Consider the following 21,069-nt stretch of genomic DNA (forward strand, 5'->3'; position numbering starts at 1 on the left):
GTCTCCCTTGATAAATCAGATATCCCCACGATGGTCGCCGGGCAAGGGGATCCACGGCACCACATCGACTATCCGCCCCGGATGCGCGCCCACCACCAGGACGGTGGCGCCGGAGTCCAGCGGCTCCGCGGCGCGCGCGATGTACAGCTCGGTCCCCCCTCGAATGGCGACCAGAACCTCACCGAGCATGTGCGGGCCCCGGATCGGCGTGGTCAGCGTACCGGTCAGTCCCAGCACGGGGTCGGACATCGCTGGGAACTCCTGCCATTCACGGTGAATCCTCAGCGTACGTGGACAAGTGGCGTGCCCCGCGCACTCGGTGGATGAATTCTCGACCGAATCGTTAGCTCACTATTCGCTATCAGTCGATATCGTGGCTGGGGTCCGACGCGCAATGGTGTGCTCCATGGTGGCGAAAGGATCTCGTATGGTGCGGGCAGGCGGTGCGAGCGAAATATTCGGGCGTGTCCGGGCGCAACACTATTGGTTACCCGGGGATGGAACTGGCAGGCTTAAGCGGTGACCACTCCTCCGGATTTATCCAAAGCGGGCCCGGCCGGCGACGACAAACTCGACGCCGGCGTGCTCAAGATCGCCGGCGTCGTCGTGCTCGGCGCGATCATGTCGATTCTCGACATCACCGTGGTGACCGTCGCGATCCCCAAGTTCCAGGAAACCTTCGACACCACCTACGCCATCGCGGCGTGGTCGATGACCGGCTACACCCTGGCCCTGGCCACGGTCATCCCGCTGACGGGCTGGGCCGCGGACAGATTCGGCACCAAACGCCTCTACATCGCGGCACTGATCTTCTTCGTGCTCGGCTCGGTGCTGTGCTCCACGGCCTGGAGCATCGAATCGCTCATCGCCTTCCGCGTCATCCAGGGCCTGGGCGGCGGCATGCTCATGCCGCTGGGCATGACGATCATGACCCACGCCGCCGGACCGCACCGGATCGGGCGCGTCATGGCCGTGCTGGGCGTGCCCATGCTGCTGGGCCCCATCCTGGGCCCGATCCTGGGCGGCTGGCTCATCGACAGCTTCTCCTGGCACTGGATCTTCCTGATCAACCTGCCCATCGGCATCGTGGCCCTGGTGCTGGCGGTCATCATCTTCCCCGCCGACCGCCCCGAGCCGTCGGAATCGTTCGACTTCGTCGGCATGCTGCTGGCCTCACCGGGCCTGGCGCTGTTCCTGTTCGGTGTGTCCTCGATCCCCGAAGCCGGGACCGTGGCCGCCAAACGCGTACTGATCCCGGCGATCATCGGCCTGATCCTGATGGTGGCGTTCGTGTTCCACGCCATGCGCGCACGCCATCCGCTCATCGATCTGCGCCTGTTCCAGAACAAGTCGCTGCGCTACGCGGTGCTGACCATGACCCTGTTCGCCATGGCCTTCTTCGGCTCGGGCCTGCTGCTGCCGAGCTACCTGCAGCAGGTGCGCGGGGAAACCACGCTCATGGCCGGTCTGCTCATCGCCCCGCAGGGCCTGGGCGCCATGCTCACCATGCCCATCGCCGGCCGCCTGGTCGACAAGATCGGACCCGGCAAGATCGTGCTCACCGGCATCGCGGTCATGTCCCTGGGCATGGCGTACCTGACCCAGGTCAGCGCCGACACCCCGTACGCGCTGCTGTGCACCGCGCTGTTCGTGACCGGTCTCGGCATGGGCTGCACCATGATGCCGACCATGACCGCCGCGATCCAGACCCTGACCCACGCGCAGGTCGCGCGCGGATCGACCCTGATGAACATCGTCAACCAGACCGCGGGATCGATCGGCACCGCGGTCATCTCGGTGGTGCTGACGAACCTGCTCAACAACCAGACCCTGGCCCAGACCGCGATCGCCTCGAACTACAACCCCGCGATCGCCGGCCAGCTGCCACCGGGGGCGCTCGAGACCGGATTCGACCAGGCCGCAACCGCGTTCGGGCACACCTTCGTGGTCGCGCTCGTGCTGCTGGTGGTCACCCTGATCCCGGCCTGGTTCCTACCCCGGGTCAAACCCAAGGATCCCGAAGTCGCCGGAGCGGTCGTGGCCGCGCACTGACAGGTCCCCCCGCACGACGAAACCCCGTATCCCGCCGCGCACATCGCGCGGTGAGGTACGGGGTTTTCGTGTGCGGGAGGGAAAAAAGCCCTCCCGCAGCGTAATTCGATATCAGGCGCAGGCCGGGGAGACCACGTTGCCCAGGGCCAGCATGCTGCAGATCCACTCCTTCTGGACCTTCCACTTGCCGTCCTCGACCACGAACGGCACGGTGGCCTGGTTCGGGGCGCCACCGGCGATCGCGGCCTGCGCGTCCGCGGTCAGGGTGCCGTTACCCAGATCGGTCACGTTGATGACCTTGATGGTGGCCTGGTTCTGCTGGTAGAAGTCGGTCAGCAGCTGCGGCAGGTTCGGATCGGCCGACACACCCTGCAGGAACGTGGTCTTCTGATCCGCGGGCACCGCCGGATCCACCACGCGGGTCAGCTCGGCGTTGAGCTCCTCCACGGTCGGGGCGGGCGGGTAGTTGCCCTGCGGCGCCGCGGTCACCTTCGAGGTGGAGGTGCTCTTGGCCGTCGTCGTGGGCTTGTCGCCCTCACCGCACGCGGACAATCCCAGGGCGGTCACGACGGTGAGCGCGGCGATCGCGATGCGTCCGGTCATGTGAAGCGTCAACTGCTCGTCCTTTTCATTTCGTATACCTCCGGGCCGCAACAGCTCCGGGGCCCAATCCGCACGAGCGCCCCGCACGCGAGGCGACCGTCCGCTGACAGACCTTACTGAGAAGTACGCCGGAAAACCCGCCCCCGGTCGGTCACCGGCGTCCTTTGCGATCGAATCCTCACCGCGCCCTCACGAACTCCTCAGAGTTCTCTAACTCGTCGCGGTCAGATGATCGCCGTAGAACAGCATCAAACCCGTCGCCGCCGCGACGGCCCCCAACAGCCAGAATCGAATCGAGACCGTGGTTTCGGGCCAGCTGCTGAGCTCGAAATGATGATGCAGGGGCGCCATCCGGAACAGCCTGCGCCGCGTGGTCTTGAACACCGCGATCTGCAACAGCACCGACAGGATCTCCGCGCAGAACAGCGCGCCCACGACCACCATCAGCAACTCGGTACGCGAGGTGATCGACAACCCCGCCAGCAAACCGCCCAGCGCCAGGGAACCGGTATCGCCCATGAAGATCTTGGCCGGGGCCGCGTTCCACCACAGGAACCCCACGCACGCCGCCGCCGTGGCCGCGCACACCATCGCCAGATCCAGCGGATCGCGCACGCTGTAGCAGCCCTGTCCCGGGCGCGAGGTGCACGCGTTGGTGTACTGCCAGAACGTGATCAGCACATACGCGCCCAGGGTCAGGCCCATCGTGCCCGCGGCCAGACCGTCCAGGCCGTCGGTGATGTTGACCGCGTTGGACCAGGCCACCACCAGGAACACCACCAGCAGCAGGAACAGCGGGGTGATCAGGGAGAACCACGGCAGATCCCGCAGGATCGACACGTGCCGGCTGCCCGGGGTCAGCCCGGTGCTGTCGGGGAACCGCAACACCAGCACCCCGAACACGATCGCCGCGCCCACCTGGCCCACATACTTGCCCGTGGCGGTCAATCCGAGATTGCGGCGCTTGTACAGCTTGATGAAATCGTCCAGGAACCCCACCACACCCAGGGCCGTGGCCAAACCCAGCACCAGCAGCCCCGAGGCGGTCACCCCCGGTTCGTCGTTGCCGATCCCGATCAGATGCGAACCCAGATAGCCCGCCCACATACCCACCACGATCGCGATACCGCCCATGGTCGGGGTGCCGCGCTTGGCCAGATGCGTGCGCGGGCCGTCGGCGCGGATCTCCTGCCCCAGCTGCTGGCGCGCGAAGATCCGCACCAGCACCGGGGTCAAGGTGATCGACACCGCCAGCGCGATCATCGCCGCGAACAGAATCTGCTTCATAGGGCCCCCAGGGGCCGCCGCGAGCCGCGCGGCCCAATAGATCTGACACTGTCCAAAACGTTTCAGATGCTAGCGAAAACCGGGCGCTGGCACGCATCGGTGCACGAGCGGGCACCGGAAACCCCAGGCAGAGCGCACAATCGGTGGTGCGGAAGCGGACCGGGAACGACGGGGACGAGCCCGATCCATGAGCGCAGCCCTCCGCGACCGGGCCGCCGACCATCGCCGGTCCGCACGCGCCCGGTTTTTCACCTCCGGGGTCGAGGTCACCGATCCGCGCGCCCGGGGCTCGGCACCCACCGACCCGCGACCGCCGCGACCCGGAATCGGCCGTGCGCCAGCGCTTCTCGACCCGAATCGACGCGAGCGGGGACGACCGGGCATAGTGCCGGGCATGTTCGACGGACTCCTGGACATCGACTGGGCATCGATGCAGCACGCGTACGGGTCGGCGGAGGAAGTGCCCGCGCTGCTGACGGCGATGAAATCCGGCGACGCCCACGAGCGCGGCGCGGCGCTGGACCGGTTCTGCAGCGCGGTGTTCCATCAGGGCTCGGTGTATCAGTGCACCGCGGCGAGTGTGCCGTTCCTGCTGGAGATGGCCCGGGAACCTGCCACCCCCGACCGCGCTCGCATTGTCGAACTCTTGGTTCAGATCGGTGAATCGGCTGCCGAGTGCGGTGACGAGCTGTACCTCGACTGGGACGGAAACCCCTACGGGGGTCCCGCGGCCGCCGCGGCCATGTACGAGAACCACGCGCTGTTTTCCACGTTGGCCACCGACCCCGACGTTCGAGTACGCCGCGCGGCGATACCGGCACTGGCGCTGTTCGAGGACGACGGCCCGCGCGCGGTCGGGCGACTGCGCACCCGATACGACGCCGAAACCGCCGTCGCCGAGCGGTTGCTCGTCGTGCGTGCGCTGGCGTTCCTGGCGCAGCGCATACCGAGCACCGCCGACGCCATCCTGGCCTGGTTCGACGCGCTGCTCGCACACGACACCGCCGAACCCGCACTGCTGCTGGACATCCTGGCCCTGCGGGCCCTGCACCCGGCCGCCGAACCGGCGCCGGACACCGCGATCCGCGCGGGTGAACTGCTGAGCCGCATCCACCACGGCGACACCGTGCCCGTGCACCCGGCCCGGACACCGAACGCCGGAGCCGACACCGGTCACCTCGCGCCCCAGATCGCCGACGCCTTCGCCGACCTGGCGCAGGCCGCGGGCGAACCGTCCTCGACCGAACGCTCACTCGCCGACATCCACGAGGCTCTCGGCGCGCGCATCGAGGACCGGACGGCCCTGCTCGACAGACAGTTGCGTACCAGCGATCTCGACCTGCGGCTGACCGCGCTGACAACGGCCCGGGCGATCATGATGAGCTGGCGCGGTGACCATGGCGCGCTGATCCTGCGCGTGAGCGAACACCTTCGCGCCGACGATCCCCGCGAGCGCGCCGCGGCCGCGGACACCCTCGAACGCTGTCATGCCATTGCCCAGCCCGCCCGCGAACCACTGGCCGAACACCTTGTCGCACAACACAGCCGCATCGGTGCGCGCGCCTGGGCGGACCCCGACCCGCTGGAGCGGCGCTCCCACCAGAACGCGGTGCGGGCGCTGGCGCGACTCGGCGACCCGCGCGCGGTATCCGACCTGCTCGTCGCCCTGGACAGCGACGTGGACACCTGGCGCGCGATCCAGGTCATGGGCGAACTAGCTAGCGCGGCAGACACTCTGGTCGAACCACTGTGCGCCTACCTCGAACGCGCCGACCTCACCGCGAGCACCTTCGCGATGACCGCCAACTCCGCACTCGACGCCCTGGGCCGCCTGGGCGGCGAACACGCCCGCACCCACATCACCCGCATCCTCACCGACGCGATCCGCGACGACAACCAGGACCTGACCCGCGCCGGCCTGTCCGCGCTGTCCACCCTCGGTCCCGCCGCCGCACCGGCCCTGCCCGCGGTGTGCGCCCTGCTCGAACACCCCGAAAACCACACGCGCGCAGCCGCACTCACCGCGCTGTGGGCGATCAGCCGCGACCACGAACCGGTGCTCGAGCCGCTGCGGAACATCCTGGACGATCCGGCCAACGGAGACCTCAGCGGCCTGACGGACCTGCTCGCCGACCTCGGCCCCGCAGCCACGGCCGCCGTGCCGCGCCTGCGCGCACACCTGAGCGACGGCAACGACTGGTTCGGCTGGAACCGCGTCAGGTCCGCGACCGCCCTCTGGCACATCGCGGGCAAGCCCGAGGCCCCGGCCGTCCTCGACGCCCTCTTGCACGGCTGGAAAGCCAACGAGGCCACCGCCGGCCACGTCCTGCGCACCCTGCACGCGATGGGTTCCCACGCCGCACCGGCCCTGCCCCTGCTCCACGCCGAACTCGCCGAAACCCGCCGCGTCCGCGAACTGAGCACTATCACCGCCGACGAAGAGCTCCAACACCTCTGCCGAGACCTGATCACCCGCCTCACCTGACCCCGGCCCGCCGACGCGGGGCCCGCCCGGCGCGTGCGGGTGATCAGCCGTAGTGCACGTGCCAGCTCTTGATCGCGTTGAGCCAGCTCGAGCGCAGGCGCACCGGCTCGGAGACCTGGCGCAGGTTCGGCATCACCTCGGCGATCGTGTTGAACATCAGGTCGATCTGCAGGCGGGCCAGGTTCGCCCCGGCGCAGTAGTGGGTGCCGTTGCCGCCGAAACCGACGTGCGGGTTGTGGGTGCGCAGCACATCGAAGGTGTACGGGTTCTCGAAGTGGTCCTCGTCGAAATTGGCCGAGGCGTAGAACAATCCGACGCGGTCACCGCGCGCGATCCGCTGATCGCCGATCACGGTGTCGGCCACCGCGGTGCGCTGCAGGGCCACCACGGGACTGGCCCAGCGCACGATCTCGTCGGGCGCGGTGCGCGGGCGCTGTTGCCGGTAGATCTCCCACTGCTCGGGATTGTCCACGAACGCCTTCATCCCGTGGGTGATGGCGTTGCGGATCGTCTCGTTGCCGCCCACGATCAGCAGCACCACGAACCAGGCGAACTCGTCCGAGGCCAGCGCCTCACCCTCGAGATCGGCGTGCAGCAGCGAGGTGGCGATGTCGTCCATCGGGCAGGCCCGCTTCTCCTCGGCCAGCCCCCACGCGTACCCCATCACCTCCGCGGTGGCCACCCGGTGATCACCGTCGAAATCCGGATCCTCGTACCCCATCATCTGATTGGTCCAGGCGAAGATCTTGTGCCGGTCGGCCTGGGGCACCCCGATCAGATCCGCGATCGCCTGCAGCGGCAGCTCCGCGGCCACCTGTTCCACGAAATCGCCTCCACCGCACCGCTTGGCCTCGTGCACGATGCGTTCGGCGCGCTCGCGCAACGCATCACGCAGCGAGTCGACCGCGCGCGGGGTGAAACCCTTGGCGATGATGCGCCGGTACTTGGTGTGCCGGGGCGGGTCCATGTTCAGCAGCAGCTCGCGCTGGATCTCGATCTGATCGCGCGTGGTGTCCTCGGTGAACCGGATCACGACCGTGTTCTCCTCGGCCGAGAACGCCTCGGGGGTGCGCGAGATCTCCTTGATGTCATCGAGTTTGGTGACCGCCCAGAACCCGTCGTCGTCGAATCCGCTCACTCCGCGCGGCTGCGGATTCCAGTACACCGGCGCGGTACGGCGCAAGCGCGCGAACTCCGCGATGGGCAAACGCTGGGCGAGCAGATCCGGATCAGTGAAGTCGAAACCGGGGGGAATGAACGGCGCGGACACGGAACCTCCTGTGGCACATGATCATCAGAAGTCAACCATGTGCGCGCGGGCTCGGCTCGCCGTGCACGCGCCGTCGCGCGGTGCTATCGTCCGCGCGCGTGTTCGGGCAGGTCCTCGAGGCCCGCCGGGTCCGCGGTGATCCGCCCCGAATCGGTGTCGTAGTCGAACAATTCGCCGTAGCGGCCCCAATCGATCGCGATGTCGAGCTGGCGGCGCGCGTCCTCGGGAGAGAATCCGCGCCGCAGCAGATCCAGGAAGAAATCCGCGCGCACCGTGCCGTCCGCACTACCGACCAGGGCACTGCAAACAGTGCGCACCAGCGGAGCGCGCCGGCGCGCCTGGGTGGCGAAAATGCGCTTGCTGGCATGGATGTCGGCGGTGGTGAGGTTCGCGCCCACATTGGTCAGCAGCACATCCCCGGACTCCACCAGCAGGAACCCCAGCAGCGCGGCCGCGTCCACCAGCGGCAGCAGATCGTCGAGTTCGAAACTGAGGTCGTCGGCGATATCGGGCAGATCCGCGCGCCCGCCCGCGGCGAAAACCAGCTCGAGCAGGCCCGCGATCCCGCCGACCGAGGCCGCGGGCAGCGGGGTGGCGAACGGGGTGCCCGCGTCCGGCGCGCTCACCCCGGTGTCGGTGTCGCGGCCGGTGAGCAGCCCGTAGATCTGATCGACCGTGGCGGTGAACCCCGGGGCGCGCCGGTTGCGCGGGCGCGGCTGCTCGATCCGCACCTCGGCGATGATGTGCCCGGGATGGGCGCCCAGGATCACCACGCGATCGGCCAGCTGCACCGCCTCCTCGATGTTGTGGGTCACGAGCAGCACCGACTTGGTCGGGAAATCGGCTGTGGCCCACAGGTTCACCAGCTCGGTGCGCAGATTCTCCGCGGTCAGCACATCCAGGGCCGAGAACGGTTCGTCCATCAGCAGCAGATCCGGTTCCAGCACCAGCGCGCGAGCGAAACCCACGCGCTGGCGCATCCCGCCGGACAGCTCCTTGGGATAGGCGGATTCGAAACCGTCCAGGCCGATCCGGTCGATCGCCTCGAGAGCGAGTTCGCGCCGGGTGCGCGGGTCGATCCCGCGCGCGGCCAGCCCGAGTTCGACATTGTCCTGCACGGTCAGCCACGGCATCAGCGCGAACGACTGGAACACCATGGCCGCACCGGGATTCGTGCCGGTCAACGGCTCGCCCCGGTAGCGGACCTGCCCGCGGGTGGGGGCCAGCAGGCCCGCCACCGCGCGCAACAGCGTGGATTTGCCCGAGCCCGAACGACCCAGCAGCGCCACGATCTCCCCGTCGCGCACCCGCAGATTCACGTGCTCGAGGACGGTGAGCGGTTCCCCGGAAGCCCCGGTGAACGACATGGCGACATCGTCGATGTCGATCAGGACCTCACCCGTTGCGATGGTCATGAGAGTTCTCCTTCTACAGCGAGTACCGGCGTTGCGCCAGCGCGTACAGGCGCCGCCAGAGGATGCGATTGATACCGACCACATACGCGCTCATCACCAGCACGCCGACCAGGATGCGCGGGGCGTCCCCGTCGCGGGTGGCGTCGGCGATGTAGGCGCCCAGGCCCGTGGCCACCAGGGTGGTGGGACCGAATTCGACGATCTCGGCGACGATCGAGGCGTTCCACGCCCCGCCCGCCGCGGTGATCGCCCCGGTCACATAGCTGGGGAAGATCGCGGGCAGAATCAGCCTGCGCCACCACAATCGGCGCGGCAGCCCCAGCGTGGCCGCGGCCTCGCGCAGATCGTTGGGCACCGCCGAGGCGCCGGCGATCACGTTGAACAGGATGTACCACTGCGCGCCCAGGGCCATGAGCACGATGCCCGCCCACTGCAGGCTCGCGCCGGTGGCCACCAGCACCGCGGTCACCAGCGGGAACAGGAAGTTCGCCGGGAAGCTCGCCAGCACCTGCACGATCGGTTGCGCGATCCGGGACACGCGGGGGTGCAATCCGATCCAGACTCCGATCGGCACCCAGATCGCGGTCGCGACGATCAACAGCACGATCACCCGCAGCAGGGTGATCGCACCCAGTTCCGCGGCGTGCGCGAGTTCGCCGAACCCGACGGTGTCGTGGATGTAGCCCAGCATCGCGAACGTGCCGATCACCAGCGCCACGCTCACCACCGTCGTGAACACCGCGTCGCTGACCCGCCGGCGCGCGCGCGGCACGAACAGCCGGTGCTCGGCGAGCCCGAACACACGCATCACCCGATCCAGCGGATAGACCAGCGGACCGAACATCCGGCCCAGCAGTCCCGGAATGTGCGAGCGCCGCAACAGATCCAGCACCAGACTGCGCGGGGCGTGCGCGGCTTCGGTGTCCTCGACCCGGAATCGCTCGGCCCACACCGTGATCGGACGCCAGAACAGCACATTGAGCCCGACCACCATGACGATCATCGCCGCGATCGCCCACAGCACCTTGCCGGTGGCGCTCTCGGCCGTCGCGCTGGCCACGTACGAGCCGATGCCCGGCAGCGCGTACTCGCGGTTGTTGACGCTGATCGCCTCCGCGGCGGTCAGGAAGAACCAGCCGCCACCGAAACTCATCATCGCGTTCCACACCAGCGGGAACATGCCCGAGGGCACGTCCATGCGCCAGAACCGTTGCCAGCGCGACAATCTCAGATTCCGGGCCGCCTCGTCGAGTTCGCGCGGCTGCGACACCAGGCTGTGGTGGAACGCGAACGCCATGTTCCACGCCTGGGAGGTGAAGATCGCGAAGATCGAGGCCGCCTCCAAACCCAGGGACGAGCCCGGGAACAGGGCGATGAACCCGGTCACCGTGACCGCCAGGAAACCCAGGATCGGCACCGACTGCAGGATGTCCAGCAGCGGCATCATGATCTTCTCCGCGCGCGGCAGACGCGCCGCGGCCGTGGCGAACACGAACGTGAACACCAGCGACAGACCCAGCGCCAGCAGCATGCGCAGCAGCGACCGCGCCGCGTAGTACGGCAGCAGGGCCGGATCGGTGTCGATGCTCGAGGGCGCGGCCGCGGCGTCGAAGGGCACGTTCATGCCCGCCGACACCCGCACCGCGACCCAGATCAGCACCGCCGCACCGGCGAACACCGCGATATCGGCCCACCGCGAACGCGGCCGATCCAGCACACCCCGCGAAGGGAACGTGGCCGCGCTCATGCGTGCACCTCCGGTTCCGGCACGATTCGCCACCCGACACTGGTCACCGACGGCTCGAGGCTCAACCGGCTCACCGCCGACTCCATCTGCCGGTCATCGCGGCGATCACCGGTCAACTCCGCGCGCACCTCGACCCGGCCCGGCACCGTGTCATGGCTCGAGATCGACACCAGCCGGAAATCGGTGCGGGTCAGCGACTGCACCAGCAGCGCCCGCACGTGCGCCTCGTGCGCGTCGTCGGTCGCGGCGGTGAACGCGTACAGCGACTCGGCGCCGGTGCCATCGGTGAGCGGGCGATCCACCGCCCGCGCCGCGCTGCGCAGCGCGGTGTTGACCACCACGACCGCGAAGGTGCCCGCGATCGCGGTGGTGTACATGCCCGCACCCGCGAGCGAACCCACCGCCGCCGCACACCACAGCGTGGCCGCGGTGTTCAACCCCCGGATATTGAACCCGTCGCGCAGGATCACCCCCGCGCCCAGGAAACCGATACCCGAAACAATCTGTGCCGCAACACGAGTCGGATCAGCGGTACCACCGTTGAAACCGTGCGCGGACAACAGCACGAACAACGTCGCGCCCGCGGCGACCAGCGCGTTGGTGCGCAGTCCCGCCATCCTGGCCCGATACTGCCGTTCGAACCCGATCACCGCACCCAACCCGACACCCGTGCCGAGCCGGAGCAGCATTTCCCACGTGGTCATGACGCCCTCCACCTAGAGGCCGGCGCACTCCACACCGCACGTCAGGTCGAGCACACGAGCTGACCACGAGACACGGCGGAGACGCCTGGTAAACGATTGGCTAACGGAACAGAGTCCAATCCACCGGGCATGACAACCACCTCCTCGACCGCGCGCACGCGCCAGAGGGTGGGAACGGCGACTTCCGCCGGAAAAGGACACCACCCCTCGTAAGACCTTTGGCACTCCACGGCGTAAACCCATCGCACGAGGCGTGGGAGCCGGTCGGGATCACCCCTTAGCTCGGGGAGACCTGTCCTGACCCGGGGCGTCTCTCGACATTTGGGGTCGCCGGCCTGTATCCGCAGAGGAGCCTCAGCTAACGACGGCACCTTGCGTCAGCGAGTAAACACCCGCACCCGCCCCCGGCGCAACCCGCTGTGTCCCGGGTCGCAGTAGCGCTCGACTGTGGCCGAGCCGAACCGGCGGGCCGGAACGGCGCCCGAAAGAAGCGACCAGTCAGCAAATTTCTTGCGCGCGAGCACGGTACCTGTACCACTCGTCCAGACCGACCCGCCGCACCGGTGAACACCGCGATATCGGCCCACCGCGAACGCGGTCCATGCGGCGCACCCCGCGAGAGGAAGGTGGTGGCGCCTCCCATCGCACCGGCCGCTCCACCTCGGCCTCGAGCGGACCCGGTCATCGGTGCGAGGCCCGCAGCGGGATGCATTGCCGGAACGCCCATTCCGATCGCGGGCTGCATGATCGGTGGTGTCGCCGGAGGCGCGGCGGGACTCGCAGCGCGAGTGGCTCGACCTCTTCATCGACTCGGCCCGTGAGATGACCTGCATGGCCGATGCCGCATGCCGGTCGGCTGTGACGCCGGGTTGTGCTGCGGCGGTGCGGGATTCGGGTCCGGTGCCGGGCCGTGGCACAGTACGGTGGGACGACGTGCTCCGGGTGAGGGAGATGGTGCGATGCCTCGGTACTGGCCATTGGAGCGTGGGCGGGTGCTCACGAGCGGGTTCGGGCCCCGGGGCGGGGACTTCCACTGGGGCGTGGACTTCGGATTTCCCGGCGGGTCGGGTGGGCGGGCGGTGTACGCGGTGCAGGGCGGGACCGTGGTGATGACCGGGGCCGCAACGGGATTCGGCGGACCGGACCCGGCGGGGTGGGTGGTGATCGACCATCCCTCGCAGCAGGGCAACGGGACCACCGTGTACGGGCACATCGTGCGGGAGGTCGGGGTCGGGCAGTGGGTGCGGCCGGGCCAGCGGATCGGGTACGTCAACCCGAACCCGGCCACCAACGGCGGGGTCGCCCCGCACCTGCACTTCGAATGGCATCGCAGCGTGTGGGTCCCGCCCGGGCCCGATCGGCTCGACCCGATGCCCAAACTGCGGCTCTCGCTGGACCCGCCGCCGAATCCGGCGGTCACCAGCACCGGCGTGTGGAGCACGGCTGTCGGGGACATCGCCCCGGGCTGAACACGGACAGCGACAGGTGAAATTGGTTCGCGGTTCCCGAGCCCGGGTGCGTACGGTGCGCGGTATGGAGCAGCAGGACGGGACCATTCCCGCGGGCGAATACGTGATCACCGCACGGTCTCTGGCCGAATACCGGGCCATGTTCGGGCTCGGGGACGAGCAGGTGCGCGGGCGGATCCTCGACTGCCCCGGCGGCGGATCGAGTTTCGCGGCCGAGGCGGCCGCGCTCGGCGCCGAGGTGATCGCGGTGGATCCGGTGTACGCGCTGGGTGCGGGCGAGATCGCGGGCCAGGTGCGCGCGGCGATCACCGACACCGGTTGGGCCACCGCGCATCCGGAGCGGTTCGTCTGGGATTTCTACGGCGACATCGGCGGGCATCAGCGCATGCGCGAGGTGGCCGCGGACCTGTTCCTCGACGATCTGCGCGCGCGGCCGCAGCGATACCTCCCCGGCCGGCTGCCCGCGCTCGACTTCGCCGACGGGCACTTCGACCTGGTACTGAGCTCACATCTGCTGTTCACCTACGCCGACCGCCTGGACCACGAGTTCCATCTCGCGGCGCTGCGCGAACTGCTGCGCGTGAGCGCCGGAGAGGTCCGGGTGTTCCCCCTCGTGGACTACCTGGGCGGCTCGTGCGAGCACCTCGTCGCGGCCCTGTCCGCGGATCTGGCCCGCGACGGGGTCCGTGCCCGCGTCACCCCGGTCGAGTTCGAGTTCCAGCACGGCGCGACCTCGATGCTGTGCCTCGACCGCGCCTGACCGTCCGCTCGATCCCGCATTGTGGCGATCGCGGGATTTACCGGGCCCGATCTACCGGTAGATCCCGCGATAGGCCGAGATCGTCTGCACCAGGTGATCCACGATCTGCTCGCGGCTCGCGCGCAACGTGCCGTTGAGCCACGCCGAGAACATGCCCGCGTTGCCGCTGGCCATGGTCACCGCGGCCAGCCGCCGCCGCGTCGGATCCTCGATATGGGCGAACAGATGATCCTGGATCAAGCGCGTGAACGCGGGCATCACCGCGATCGTGGTCTGCCCCAGCCCGGTCGAGGAGTACGGCTCCACCAGGAACAGTCGCGATTTGCGCGGATCCTGCAGGACCTTGTCGACCAGCACCTGCGACAGCGCCCGATCGCGGGTGGGATCATCGGCCACCGCGAACGCGGTCATCGGCTCGAGGAACTCCTCGGCGATCTGGCGGTACAGCACATCCAGGAGTTCGTCGCGGCTGGCGAACGATTCGTAGAAGTAGCGGTCGGTGAGATTGGCCCGCCGGCACACCGCCCGCATGGTCACCGCGCCCGCGCCCGATTCCCCGATCAGGTCCAGTGCCGCCTCGAGCAGCGCGGTCCGGCGTGCCTCACGGCGTTCGGTGAGCGTGGTTCCACCCCAGATGCGGGGTTCGGCGTCGGGGGAGGGCTGGCCTGTCTGCACCGGGTCCAGGGTAGTGCCCGGCGCCGGGTGCGCGCGCACACCCGGCGCCGAACACCGGAACGAACCCCGCCTCACACCACCACGCAGGCACTGCCCAGGTTGATCCCGGTGCCCACGTTGATCGAGCCCGAGCTCGCGCCGCCGTAGTAGGAATCGGCGTAGATCCGATGCCAGCCCGCCGAGTGCGGGGTCCAGGTGGTCGAGGCGCGCCCGTCGGCGCCGATGCTCACCCACTGCGGGCTGAAGGTGCCGTAGCCCTCGACGTCGTAGAACCAGGCCCCGTCACCCGGGCGGCCCTGCACGGTCACCGTGTAGGAGCAGCCCGAGCCGAACTGTGAGGTGCCCAGTCCGATGGAGGTCCCGGCCGAGACGTCCACGCGCCAGACTTGCGCGCTCGCGCCGGGCGCGGTCAGGACCAGGGCGCCGGCCAGGGCGGCGACGGCGGCGGCGAGGGCGGAGGTGCGGTACCGGATCATTGCGATCATCCCCTTGGGAAATGCCGGTGGAAACGCGCGAAGACAGTGGCGCGTACACGCCAGTGTCGGCGCTCGCGCGCCCCGGCACACCCGATATCGGACTACTTGTTCGGTAATCGATTGGGGCGCAACGGTGTTGGTGATCTCTTGCTATCGGGTCGCTATCCGAGCTGTTCGTCCAGGTAGCACCAGCGCCACGATTCGCCCGGCTCCACGCTGCGCATGACCGGATGCCCGCTGTGATGAAAGTGCTTGGTGGCGTGATTGCCGACCGAGGAATCGCAGCAGGCCACGTGCCCGCAGCTCAGGCACATGCGCAGGTGCACCCACACCAGGCCCTCGGCCAGGCATTCCGCGCACGCGTCGGGCAGATCCGGCACCGCGGTGAGCGGGGCGGCGCGCAGATGCTCGCAACCCGCGGTGACCGGCGCGCCCAGCAGCTCGCCCTCGTCGGAGTCGGTCTCGAGCACACGGTCGATGGTCGATTCCTCGAGGTCCAGGGTCGCCAGCACCTCCTGCAGCACCTCGTGGTCGACCACACCCGAATCACGCACGCGCAGAATGGTTTCGCGTTCGGCGGCCAGCATGGCCAGGCGCAGGCGCCGGTACTCCCCGCCGGGGGTGACGCGCTGGGATTCCGAGCGCCCCAGCAACTCCCACGCCGAACGGGCCCGATATTCCACGCGCTGGCGCAGCGCGTCGACCACCTCGGGCGGGGTCTCGGGGGCGATGTTGGCCTCGAGCGCGGCCAATCCGGCGCTGGTGGCCTGCTGCAGCAGATTGGCCTCCTGCAGCAGATCCTCCGCGCGGCTGGGCCCGCGCAGCTTGAGCGTGCGCACCAGCAGCGGCAGCGAAAGCCCCTGCAGCAGCAATGTTCCGGCCACCACCACGACCGCGAGCAGGATCAGGGTGGCCAACTCGGGTGTGTCGGCGGGCAGCAGCAGCGCCGCGGCCAGGGTCACCACCCCGCGCATCCCGGCCCACGACAGCACCGCGGGCCCGGTCCAGTGCGGGCGCGGCGCCCCGCGCCGGCGGCCCTCGATCCGCCAGGCCAGGTGGGTGGCCGGGAACATCCAGATCGGGCGCGAGAGGATCACCGTGGCCAGCACCGCCACGCAGGTGATCAGCAGCGTGGTGTGGGGCAGGTCGCTGTTCCAGGCGTCCTCGACGATATGGCGTACCTGCAGGCCGATGAGCAGGAACACCGTGCTCTCGAGAATGAATTGGATGGTGCGCCAATTGGTCTGCTCGGCGATGCGCGAGGCCGCGGACTGCCAGCGCGGGGCGCCGTGGCCCAGGATCAGCCCGCACGTGACCACCGCGATCACCCCGGAGGCGTGGAAGCGCTCGGCGGGCAGGTACGCGATCCACGGCGCCAGCAGCGACACGCTCGTGTCCAGGACCGGGTCGGTGATGCGCCGGCGCAGGAACATCAGGAACATCGCGGCCGCGATCCCGATCAGCGCGCCGCCACCGGCCGCGCCGAGGAAGTCACCGCCCGCCTCCCAGATCGTGACGGTGCCGGCCATGGCCGCGATCGCGGTGCGCAGGGTCACCAGCGCGGTCGCGTCGTTGAACAGCGACTCGCCTTCGAGCAGGGTGATCAGCCGCCGCGGCATACCCACACGCCGGGCGACCGCGGTGGCGGCGACCGCGTCCGGCGGGGCCACGACCGCGCCGAGGGCGACCGCGGCCGCGAACGGCACCGGCAGCAGCCACACCACGACCCCGGCCACGGCGAAGGTGGTGAACAGCACCAGCCCCACCGACAGCAGCGTGATCGAGACCTTCTTGGGCCGGAAGTCGATCAGCGAGGTGCGGATCGCGGTGGTGTACAGCAGCGGCGGCAGCAACCCCAGCAGCACGAGCTCGGGTTCGATGTCGAACTCCGGGACGAACCACAGGTAGGAGCCGATCACCCCCGCCACGGTGAGCACGAACGGTTCCCCGACCCCGATCCGCCGGGCCAGGGCCGCCAGCGCGACCGCGGCCCCCACGAGCACGACCAGTCCCAATGCCCATTCCACAAGATCACATCGTGCCAGGGGCAGCGCCGAATCCACCAACCGACCGGCCGGTGCGGGAAGCTCAGGTGCCGCGCGGCGCCGACTCCATCGGTTTGCCGCTGTCGCGCCAGGCCGCGATCCCCCCGGCCAGGCTGTAGGCGTCGTAGCCCGCGCGGCGGGCCTGGGCCGCGAACCGCAGCGACAGCTCGCCCACCGGGCACACGAAAACCAGTGGGCGCGAGCGGGAGAAGGGGATGCCGTGGGCGAACATGTCCTCGAGGTGATCGTCGCGGATGTTCAGCGCGCCGGGCACGTGCGCGATCCGGTAGGCCATCGCGCCGCGGGTATCGACCACGGTGGGGCGGGCCTCGCGATCGAGGGTCTCGAGGGCGTCGGGGGTCAGGGTGGGGGTGGCGGCCAGTTCCGGGGCCGCCGGGGGCGCGGTGCGCGCGGTACGGCCGAAGAGTTCGGGGCGGCGCTTGCGAATGTAGGACAGGTACGGCTCGAGCCGATCGCACACGATGAACACCGCGACCAGCGGCCGCTCACCCGAATGCTCCACCGCGCCCAGGTGTTCCAGGGTCGCGGCGTACGCGGCCCCGCTGGTCGGCCCGGCCAGCACCCCGTACCGGGTGGCCAGCTCGAGGGTCGCGTCCACCGCGGCCCCGGCCTCCACGGGAAGGATGCGGTCGTAGAACTCGGGCCGGAACAACCCCACGTCCCACAGTTCGGTCTCCGAGCGGATCCCGGGAATGAAGTCCCCGCGCTCGGACACCACCGCCACGGTCCGCAGTTCGGGATTGTGCTTGCGCAGGAACGTCGCGGCCCCGCGGGTGGAGCCGGTGGTGCCCAGCCCGCCGATCAGATAGTCCACGCGGGTGATCCCGTCGCGGGCCAGATCCTCGTGGATCTCGCGCCCGGTGCCCTCGTAGTGCGCCTCGATGTTCTTCTCGCTCGTGTACTGCGAGGGGTGATGCCACGCCCCGGGCGCGCGCGCCATGGTCGCGTCGATCACCGAGTACACATCGTTCGGCGCGGTCGGGTCCGGGCATTCCGAGAGCCCGGGCAGCTCTTCGATATCGGTGCCGAACACCTGCAGCAGCTCACGCACCTCGGTGACCCGGATGCGATTGGTGACCGCTCGCAACCCGATCCCGTGCATCGCGCCCAGAATGCGCAGCGCCTTGGCGGTATTGCCGCTCGAGGCCTCGATCAGGGTCTGCTCGCGCGCGACGATCTCGGCGAGTTCGTCGCGGATCATGCCCCAGGCGACGCGGTCCTTGACCGAGCCGAAGGGGTTGCAGGACTCCAGCTTCGCGTACAGCTCCACGTGCGCGAGCCCGTGCACCGCCGGATCCAGGCGCAGCAGGGGAGTGTTGCCGATGAGTTCGGTGATGTGGTCGTAGCGCATTACCGCACCCCGTGCCCGGTCGCCACGTCCACGTCCGCGGGTTCGTACTCGTGATCGGGGCACACCCGGAATCCGGCGCTCTCGGTGTGCGACACCGCGAGTTTGGGCGGCAGCGCGTGCATGGACGCACGCGCCGCCGACAGGTCCATGTGATAGGCGCCGGTGTTGGGGAAGATCACCAGATCACCGGGCCGGGGCCGATGCGCCAGCCACACCTTGTGATTGGTGATCAGATCGCGCTCGAGACACAGCCGCCCGGACAGGAACACCCCGATCGGCCCGTCACCGTCGCTCGCGCCCGCGGGCACCAGAATCGGATCCACCATCACCTCCTGATCGGCCGGGGTGACGGTGTCGCGGCTCAGGTCCAGATTGACCAGGGTGCTCCCGTCCGCGGTCTCCTTCACGAATTCCACGCGCGCCACGGTGATTCCGGCGTGATCGACCAGCGCCTTACCCGGCTCGAGCCACACCTCGAGCAGATTCTCGGCCGCGACCTGCGCGAAACTGCGCCCGCCGTGCGCCTCGAGCCCGGCATCGAGCAGCTCGGCGAGCATGCGGTCCGCGGGCACGGTGTTGGCGTACTTGTGAAAGACCGGGGTGCCGTGGATCGCGCCGCCGTCGAGATGGAACCCGAAGGTGTTGCCGCCCCACGCCATCGGCTCGCCCCGGCCCAACAGCGATTCGCGCAGCGCGATCACGTACGCGTCGAACGCGCCGGCGTCGGCGGTGAACACCTGCCGGAAGCCGCCGCCGATATCGATCACCGCCGGGCTCAGCCCGTACCCGTAGGCCTGCTCGGTCAGCTCCAGGCACGCCTCCACCGCGCGCAGGCGCTCCCCGGGCTCCCCGGAATCGATGTGGAAGGCGAACCCGCGAAAGCGGATCCGGTCCCGCTGCGCCGCGAGCACCTCGAACACCTCGTCCATCCCGGTCAACGGCACCCCGAACCGGCTCACCGGGGTACCCGGAATCCCGCACAGGCGCACCAGGACCGCGATCGGGGCGCCCGGGTCCGCCAGCTCGGCGACCCGCCGCAACTCCCACACGTTGTCGACGTTGATCGTGGCGCCGGTGGGCGCCAGCGCGCGCAGGAACTGCTCGCCCTTGGGCCCGGTCACCTCGATGCGCTCACAGCCGAACCCGGCCCCGCGCGCACTGTCGAGTTCCTGCGGGGAGGCCACGTCGATCCCGATCCCGGCGTGCTCGGCCGTGCGCACGAACGCGCGCGAATGATTCACCTTGTGCGCGTAGCAGATGCGATAGCGCATCGGGCGCGCCTCGAGCACCCGCCGCAGCCGGTCGAGATTGTCGGCGAACACCTGCGGGAACACCAGGTGCGCGGGGGACCCGAAGCGCCGCACGAGCGCGTGCGCCGTGTCGGGCGAATCCAGGAACGCGCGCACCAGTGCGTGCGTGTGCGCCGGCAGTGCCGGCGGAACCGGTGCGGTCATACGGCCGATTCGGTGGCGGCGGTCGCGCTCGAATCCTGGGCCGGGTTGTAGCCGCTGTCGCGCAGCGCCTCGAACGCGCGATGCCGGTTGCGCGGACTGCGGAACTCCGCGACCACCCGTTTGCCGAGCAGGTCGATCTCGTGCACCGCGATACCCATGGACTCGAGCACCCCGGTGATCGTGCGCACGCAGTGCTTGCAGTTCATGTCCGGCACGAAGAACACCTGATCCTCGGCGGTGAGCTCCCCGGTCTCGGCCCCGGCGTGCGCGGGCACCTCGGCCACGGTGAGCCGGTCGGTGATCGCGGTGAACAACTCGGTGAATTTGTCCACCACCAGCGGCAGCAGACTGTAGTGCTGTCCGTCGAGCTGATGCGGCATCGCGGCCAGGCACGCCGGGCGCGTACCCGGGGGCAGCAACGCGTATTGGCGTGAGATCACATCCAATTCGTCGTGATACTTGGCGATCGCCTCCTGCACCGACAGCTTCTCCACCAGCGTCGCGCGGCGCATCACCCGGTGCGCGTCCTCGATGGTGGCGTCCTTCATCGCGCGCAGGGTGGCCACCGTCTCGAGCGAGTAGCGCACGGTGCCGTCGGGCTGGGTGGTGAACCCGGCCGCGATCATGCCGCGCCGGTAGCTCGAGGCCTGCAACTCCCAGTACCAGCGGGTCGCGACCGCGCCGTAGATGCTCGAATCGCGCATGCCGACCGCGAATTCGTTCGCCGTGCGATAGGGCGTCCAGCGCGCCAGCAGCGCGTGCTGGGCCAGCGCCCGCCCGGTCGCCTCGATCCCGACCCGGAAGATGTCGAGGGGTTCGTGATCGGTGGTGGTGCCCTCGAGCACCGCGTGATCGCGCGCGCTCAGGCCCGAGATCCGCTGTGCCAGGCCGGTATCGGCCTCGAGCGCGTGCCACAGCGCCAGCACCGTCTCGCGCACCGCGATGGGCACGATCGGGCCGAGCCCGCCGGTGCGGTAGTGCCCGGTGTTGGGGACCCCGTCGCTGTCGGTCCACACCACCCGGTGGGTGGCGCTGACGACCTGTTCGGGCCGGCACGGGCGCATGTACCGCTCGAGGTACAGCCGCTGGGACAGGGTCAGGTGCGAGCCGGGTTCGGTAGCCATGGCGGTGCAGGTGTAGTCGATGTGCCGGGCCGGGGGCGCCACGGCGGCGCCGAACAGTCCGGGCCGGGCGAGGGCGGCCAGCACTCGGGAGGCGGCGCGGCGTTCGTAGCGGGGCGGTTGACCGTTCATGG

At 69.4% G+C, this 21,069-nt stretch carries 17 protein-coding genes and 1 riboswitch; of the genes, 4 read left to right on the top strand and 13 right to left on the bottom strand.

Going from position 1 to position 21,069, the window contains the following annotated elements; all coding sequences use genetic code 11:
- Window positions 1-15: 15 nt before the first annotated feature.
- Window positions 16-249: a hypothetical protein gene (locus ACWDOP_RS05600; RefSeq protein ID WP_454204260.1), complete on the bottom strand. Its 234-nt coding sequence runs from the start codon at window positions 247-249 to the stop codon at window positions 16-18.
- A 270-nt stretch (window positions 250-519) separates the two neighbouring features.
- Between ACWDOP_RS05600 and ACWDOP_RS05605 the strand changes: the two genes are divergently transcribed.
- Window positions 520-2,052, top strand: a complete 1,533-nt coding sequence (locus ACWDOP_RS05605) for a DHA2 family efflux MFS transporter permease subunit (RefSeq protein WP_456344084.1) — start codon at window positions 520-522, stop codon at window positions 2,050-2,052.
- A gap of 111 nt (window positions 2,053-2,163) precedes the next feature.
- On the opposite strand, the gene ACWDOP_RS05610 is transcribed toward ACWDOP_RS05605, so the two are convergent.
- Window positions 2,164-2,667, bottom strand: a complete 504-nt coding sequence (locus ACWDOP_RS05610) for a hypothetical protein (RefSeq protein WP_456344085.1) — start codon at window positions 2,665-2,667, stop codon at window positions 2,164-2,166.
- A gap of 198 nt (window positions 2,668-2,865) precedes the next feature.
- Window positions 2,866-3,942: a phospho-N-acetylmuramoyl-pentapeptide-transferase gene (mraY, locus tag ACWDOP_RS05615; protein ID WP_454204263.1), complete on the bottom strand. Its 1,077-nt coding sequence runs from the start codon at window positions 3,940-3,942 to the stop codon at window positions 2,866-2,868.
- 394 nt (window positions 3,943-4,336) lie between these two features.
- Between mraY and ACWDOP_RS05620 the strand changes: the two genes are divergently transcribed.
- On the top strand, window positions 4,337-6,427 hold the full coding sequence (locus ACWDOP_RS05620) for a hypothetical protein (RefSeq protein WP_456344086.1): 2,091 nt from the start codon (window positions 4,337-4,339) through the stop codon (window positions 6,425-6,427).
- Between the two features lie 43 nt (window positions 6,428-6,470).
- On the opposite strand, the gene ACWDOP_RS05625 is transcribed toward ACWDOP_RS05620, so the two are convergent.
- The 4 genes from ACWDOP_RS05625 to ACWDOP_RS05640 form a co-directional block, all read right to left on the bottom strand.
- Window positions 6,471-7,697 carry a cytochrome P450 gene (locus ACWDOP_RS05625; protein WP_456344087.1) on the bottom strand — a complete coding sequence of 409 codons (1,227 nt, stop codon included), beginning with the start codon at window positions 7,695-7,697 and terminating at the stop codon, window positions 6,471-6,473.
- 83 nt (window positions 7,698-7,780) lie between these two features.
- A complete protein-coding gene (locus tag ACWDOP_RS05630; RefSeq protein ID WP_456344088.1) occupies window positions 7,781-9,112 on the bottom strand; it encodes an ABC transporter ATP-binding protein in 1,332 nt (443 codons plus the stop codon).
- Between the two features lie 13 nt (window positions 9,113-9,125).
- A complete protein-coding gene (locus tag ACWDOP_RS05635) occupies window positions 9,126-10,859 on the bottom strand; it encodes an ABC transporter permease (RefSeq protein WP_456344089.1) in 1,734 nt (577 codons plus the stop codon).
- Window positions 10,856-11,563 (bottom strand): MgtC/SapB family protein, encoded by a 708-nt coding sequence (locus ACWDOP_RS05640; protein WP_456344090.1) that lies wholly within the window; start codon window positions 11,561-11,563, stop codon window positions 10,856-10,858. The genes ACWDOP_RS05635 and ACWDOP_RS05640 overlap by 4 nt, the downstream gene beginning before the upstream one ends.
- Window positions 11,564-11,758: 195 nt before the next feature.
- Window positions 11,759-11,936, bottom strand: a riboswitch (M-box (ykoK) riboswitch).
- Between the two features lie 619 nt (window positions 11,937-12,555).
- Between ACWDOP_RS05640 and ACWDOP_RS05645 the strand changes: the two genes are divergently transcribed.
- Both ACWDOP_RS05645 and ACWDOP_RS05650 read left to right on the top strand, forming a co-directional pair.
- Window positions 12,556-13,032 carry a M23 family metallopeptidase gene (locus ACWDOP_RS05645; protein ID WP_456344091.1) on the top strand — a complete coding sequence of 159 codons (477 nt, stop codon included), beginning with the start codon at window positions 12,556-12,558 and terminating at the stop codon, window positions 13,030-13,032.
- A gap of 64 nt (window positions 13,033-13,096) precedes the next feature.
- On the top strand, window positions 13,097-13,792 hold the full coding sequence (locus ACWDOP_RS05650; RefSeq protein ID WP_456344092.1) for a hypothetical protein: 696 nt from the start codon (window positions 13,097-13,099) through the stop codon (window positions 13,790-13,792).
- A gap of 51 nt (window positions 13,793-13,843) precedes the next feature.
- Here ACWDOP_RS05650 and ACWDOP_RS05655 read toward each other — a convergent pair whose 3' ends face one another.
- From ACWDOP_RS05655 to ACWDOP_RS05680, 6 genes are all read right to left on the bottom strand, one after another.
- The gene (locus ACWDOP_RS05655) at window positions 13,844-14,467 is read right to left on the bottom strand and encodes a TetR/AcrR family transcriptional regulator (RefSeq protein ID WP_454204271.1); all 624 of its coding nucleotides are present in this window, start codon (window positions 14,465-14,467) and stop codon (window positions 13,844-13,846) included.
- Window positions 14,468-14,538: 71 nt separating this feature from the next.
- Window positions 14,539-14,943, bottom strand: coding sequence for a hypothetical protein (locus ACWDOP_RS05660; RefSeq protein ID WP_456344093.1), 405 nt, complete (start codon window positions 14,941-14,943; stop codon window positions 14,539-14,541).
- Between the two features lie 161 nt (window positions 14,944-15,104).
- Entirely contained in the window at window positions 15,105-16,970 is a 1,866-nt protein-coding gene (locus ACWDOP_RS05665) for a Na+/H+ antiporter (protein WP_456344094.1), read from the bottom strand.
- A 61-nt stretch (window positions 16,971-17,031) separates the two neighbouring features.
- A complete protein-coding gene (locus ACWDOP_RS05670) occupies window positions 17,032-18,360 on the bottom strand; it encodes a pyridoxal-phosphate dependent enzyme (RefSeq protein ID WP_456344095.1) in 1,329 nt (442 codons plus the stop codon).
- A complete protein-coding gene (locus tag ACWDOP_RS05675; protein WP_456344096.1) occupies window positions 18,360-19,814 on the bottom strand; it encodes a decarboxylase in 1,455 nt (484 codons plus the stop codon). Before ACWDOP_RS05675 ends, ACWDOP_RS05670 begins: the two co-directional genes overlap by 1 nt.
- Window positions 19,811-21,067: a heavy-metal-associated domain-containing protein gene (locus ACWDOP_RS05680; RefSeq protein ID WP_456344097.1), complete on the bottom strand. Its 1,257-nt coding sequence runs from the start codon at window positions 21,065-21,067 to the stop codon at window positions 19,811-19,813. Before ACWDOP_RS05680 ends, ACWDOP_RS05675 begins: the two co-directional genes overlap by 4 nt.
- Between the last annotated feature and the right edge of the window lie 2 nt (window positions 21,068-21,069).

Source organism: Nocardia sp. NPDC003693 (assembly GCF_053981095.1).

What these genes read in the sequence shown, in the direction of transcription:
- ACWDOP_RS05600 (WP_454204260.1), bottom strand. Translation starts at nt 249, where the DNA reads ATGTCCGACCCCGTGCTGGGACTGACCGGTACGCTGACCACGCCGATC.
- mraY (WP_454204263.1), bottom strand. Translation starts at nt 3,942, where the DNA reads ATGAAGCAGATTCTGTTCGCGGCGATGATCGCGCTGGCGGTGTCGATC.
- ACWDOP_RS05620 (WP_456344086.1), top strand. Translation starts at nt 4,337, where the DNA reads ATGTTCGACGGACTCCTGGACATCGACTGGGCATCGATGCAGCACGCG.
- ACWDOP_RS05630 (WP_456344088.1), bottom strand. Translation starts at nt 9,112, where the DNA reads ATGACCATCGCAACGGGTGAGGTCCTGATCGACATCGACGATGTCGCC.
- ACWDOP_RS05635 (WP_456344089.1), bottom strand. Translation starts at nt 10,859, where the DNA reads ATGAGCGCGGCCACGTTCCCTTCGCGGGGTGTGCTGGATCGGCCGCGT.
- ACWDOP_RS05640 (WP_456344090.1), bottom strand. Translation starts at nt 11,563, where the DNA reads ATGACCACGTGGGAAATGCTGCTCCGGCTCGGCACGGGTGTCGGGTTG.
- ACWDOP_RS05650 (WP_456344092.1), top strand. Translation starts at nt 13,097, where the DNA reads ATGGAGCAGCAGGACGGGACCATTCCCGCGGGCGAATACGTGATCACC.
- ACWDOP_RS05660 (WP_456344093.1), bottom strand. Translation starts at nt 14,943, where the DNA reads ATGATCCGGTACCGCACCTCCGCCCTCGCCGCCGCCGTCGCCGCCCTG.
- ACWDOP_RS05670 (WP_456344095.1), bottom strand. Translation starts at nt 18,360, where the DNA reads ATGCGCTACGACCACATCACCGAACTCATCGGCAACACTCCCCTGCTG.
- ACWDOP_RS05675 (WP_456344096.1), bottom strand. Translation starts at nt 19,814, where the DNA reads ATGACCGCACCGGTTCCGCCGGCACTGCCGGCGCACACGCACGCACTG.
- ACWDOP_RS05680 (WP_456344097.1), bottom strand. Translation starts at nt 21,067, where the DNA reads ATGAACGGTCAACCGCCCCGCTACGAACGCCGCGCCGCCTCCCGAGTG.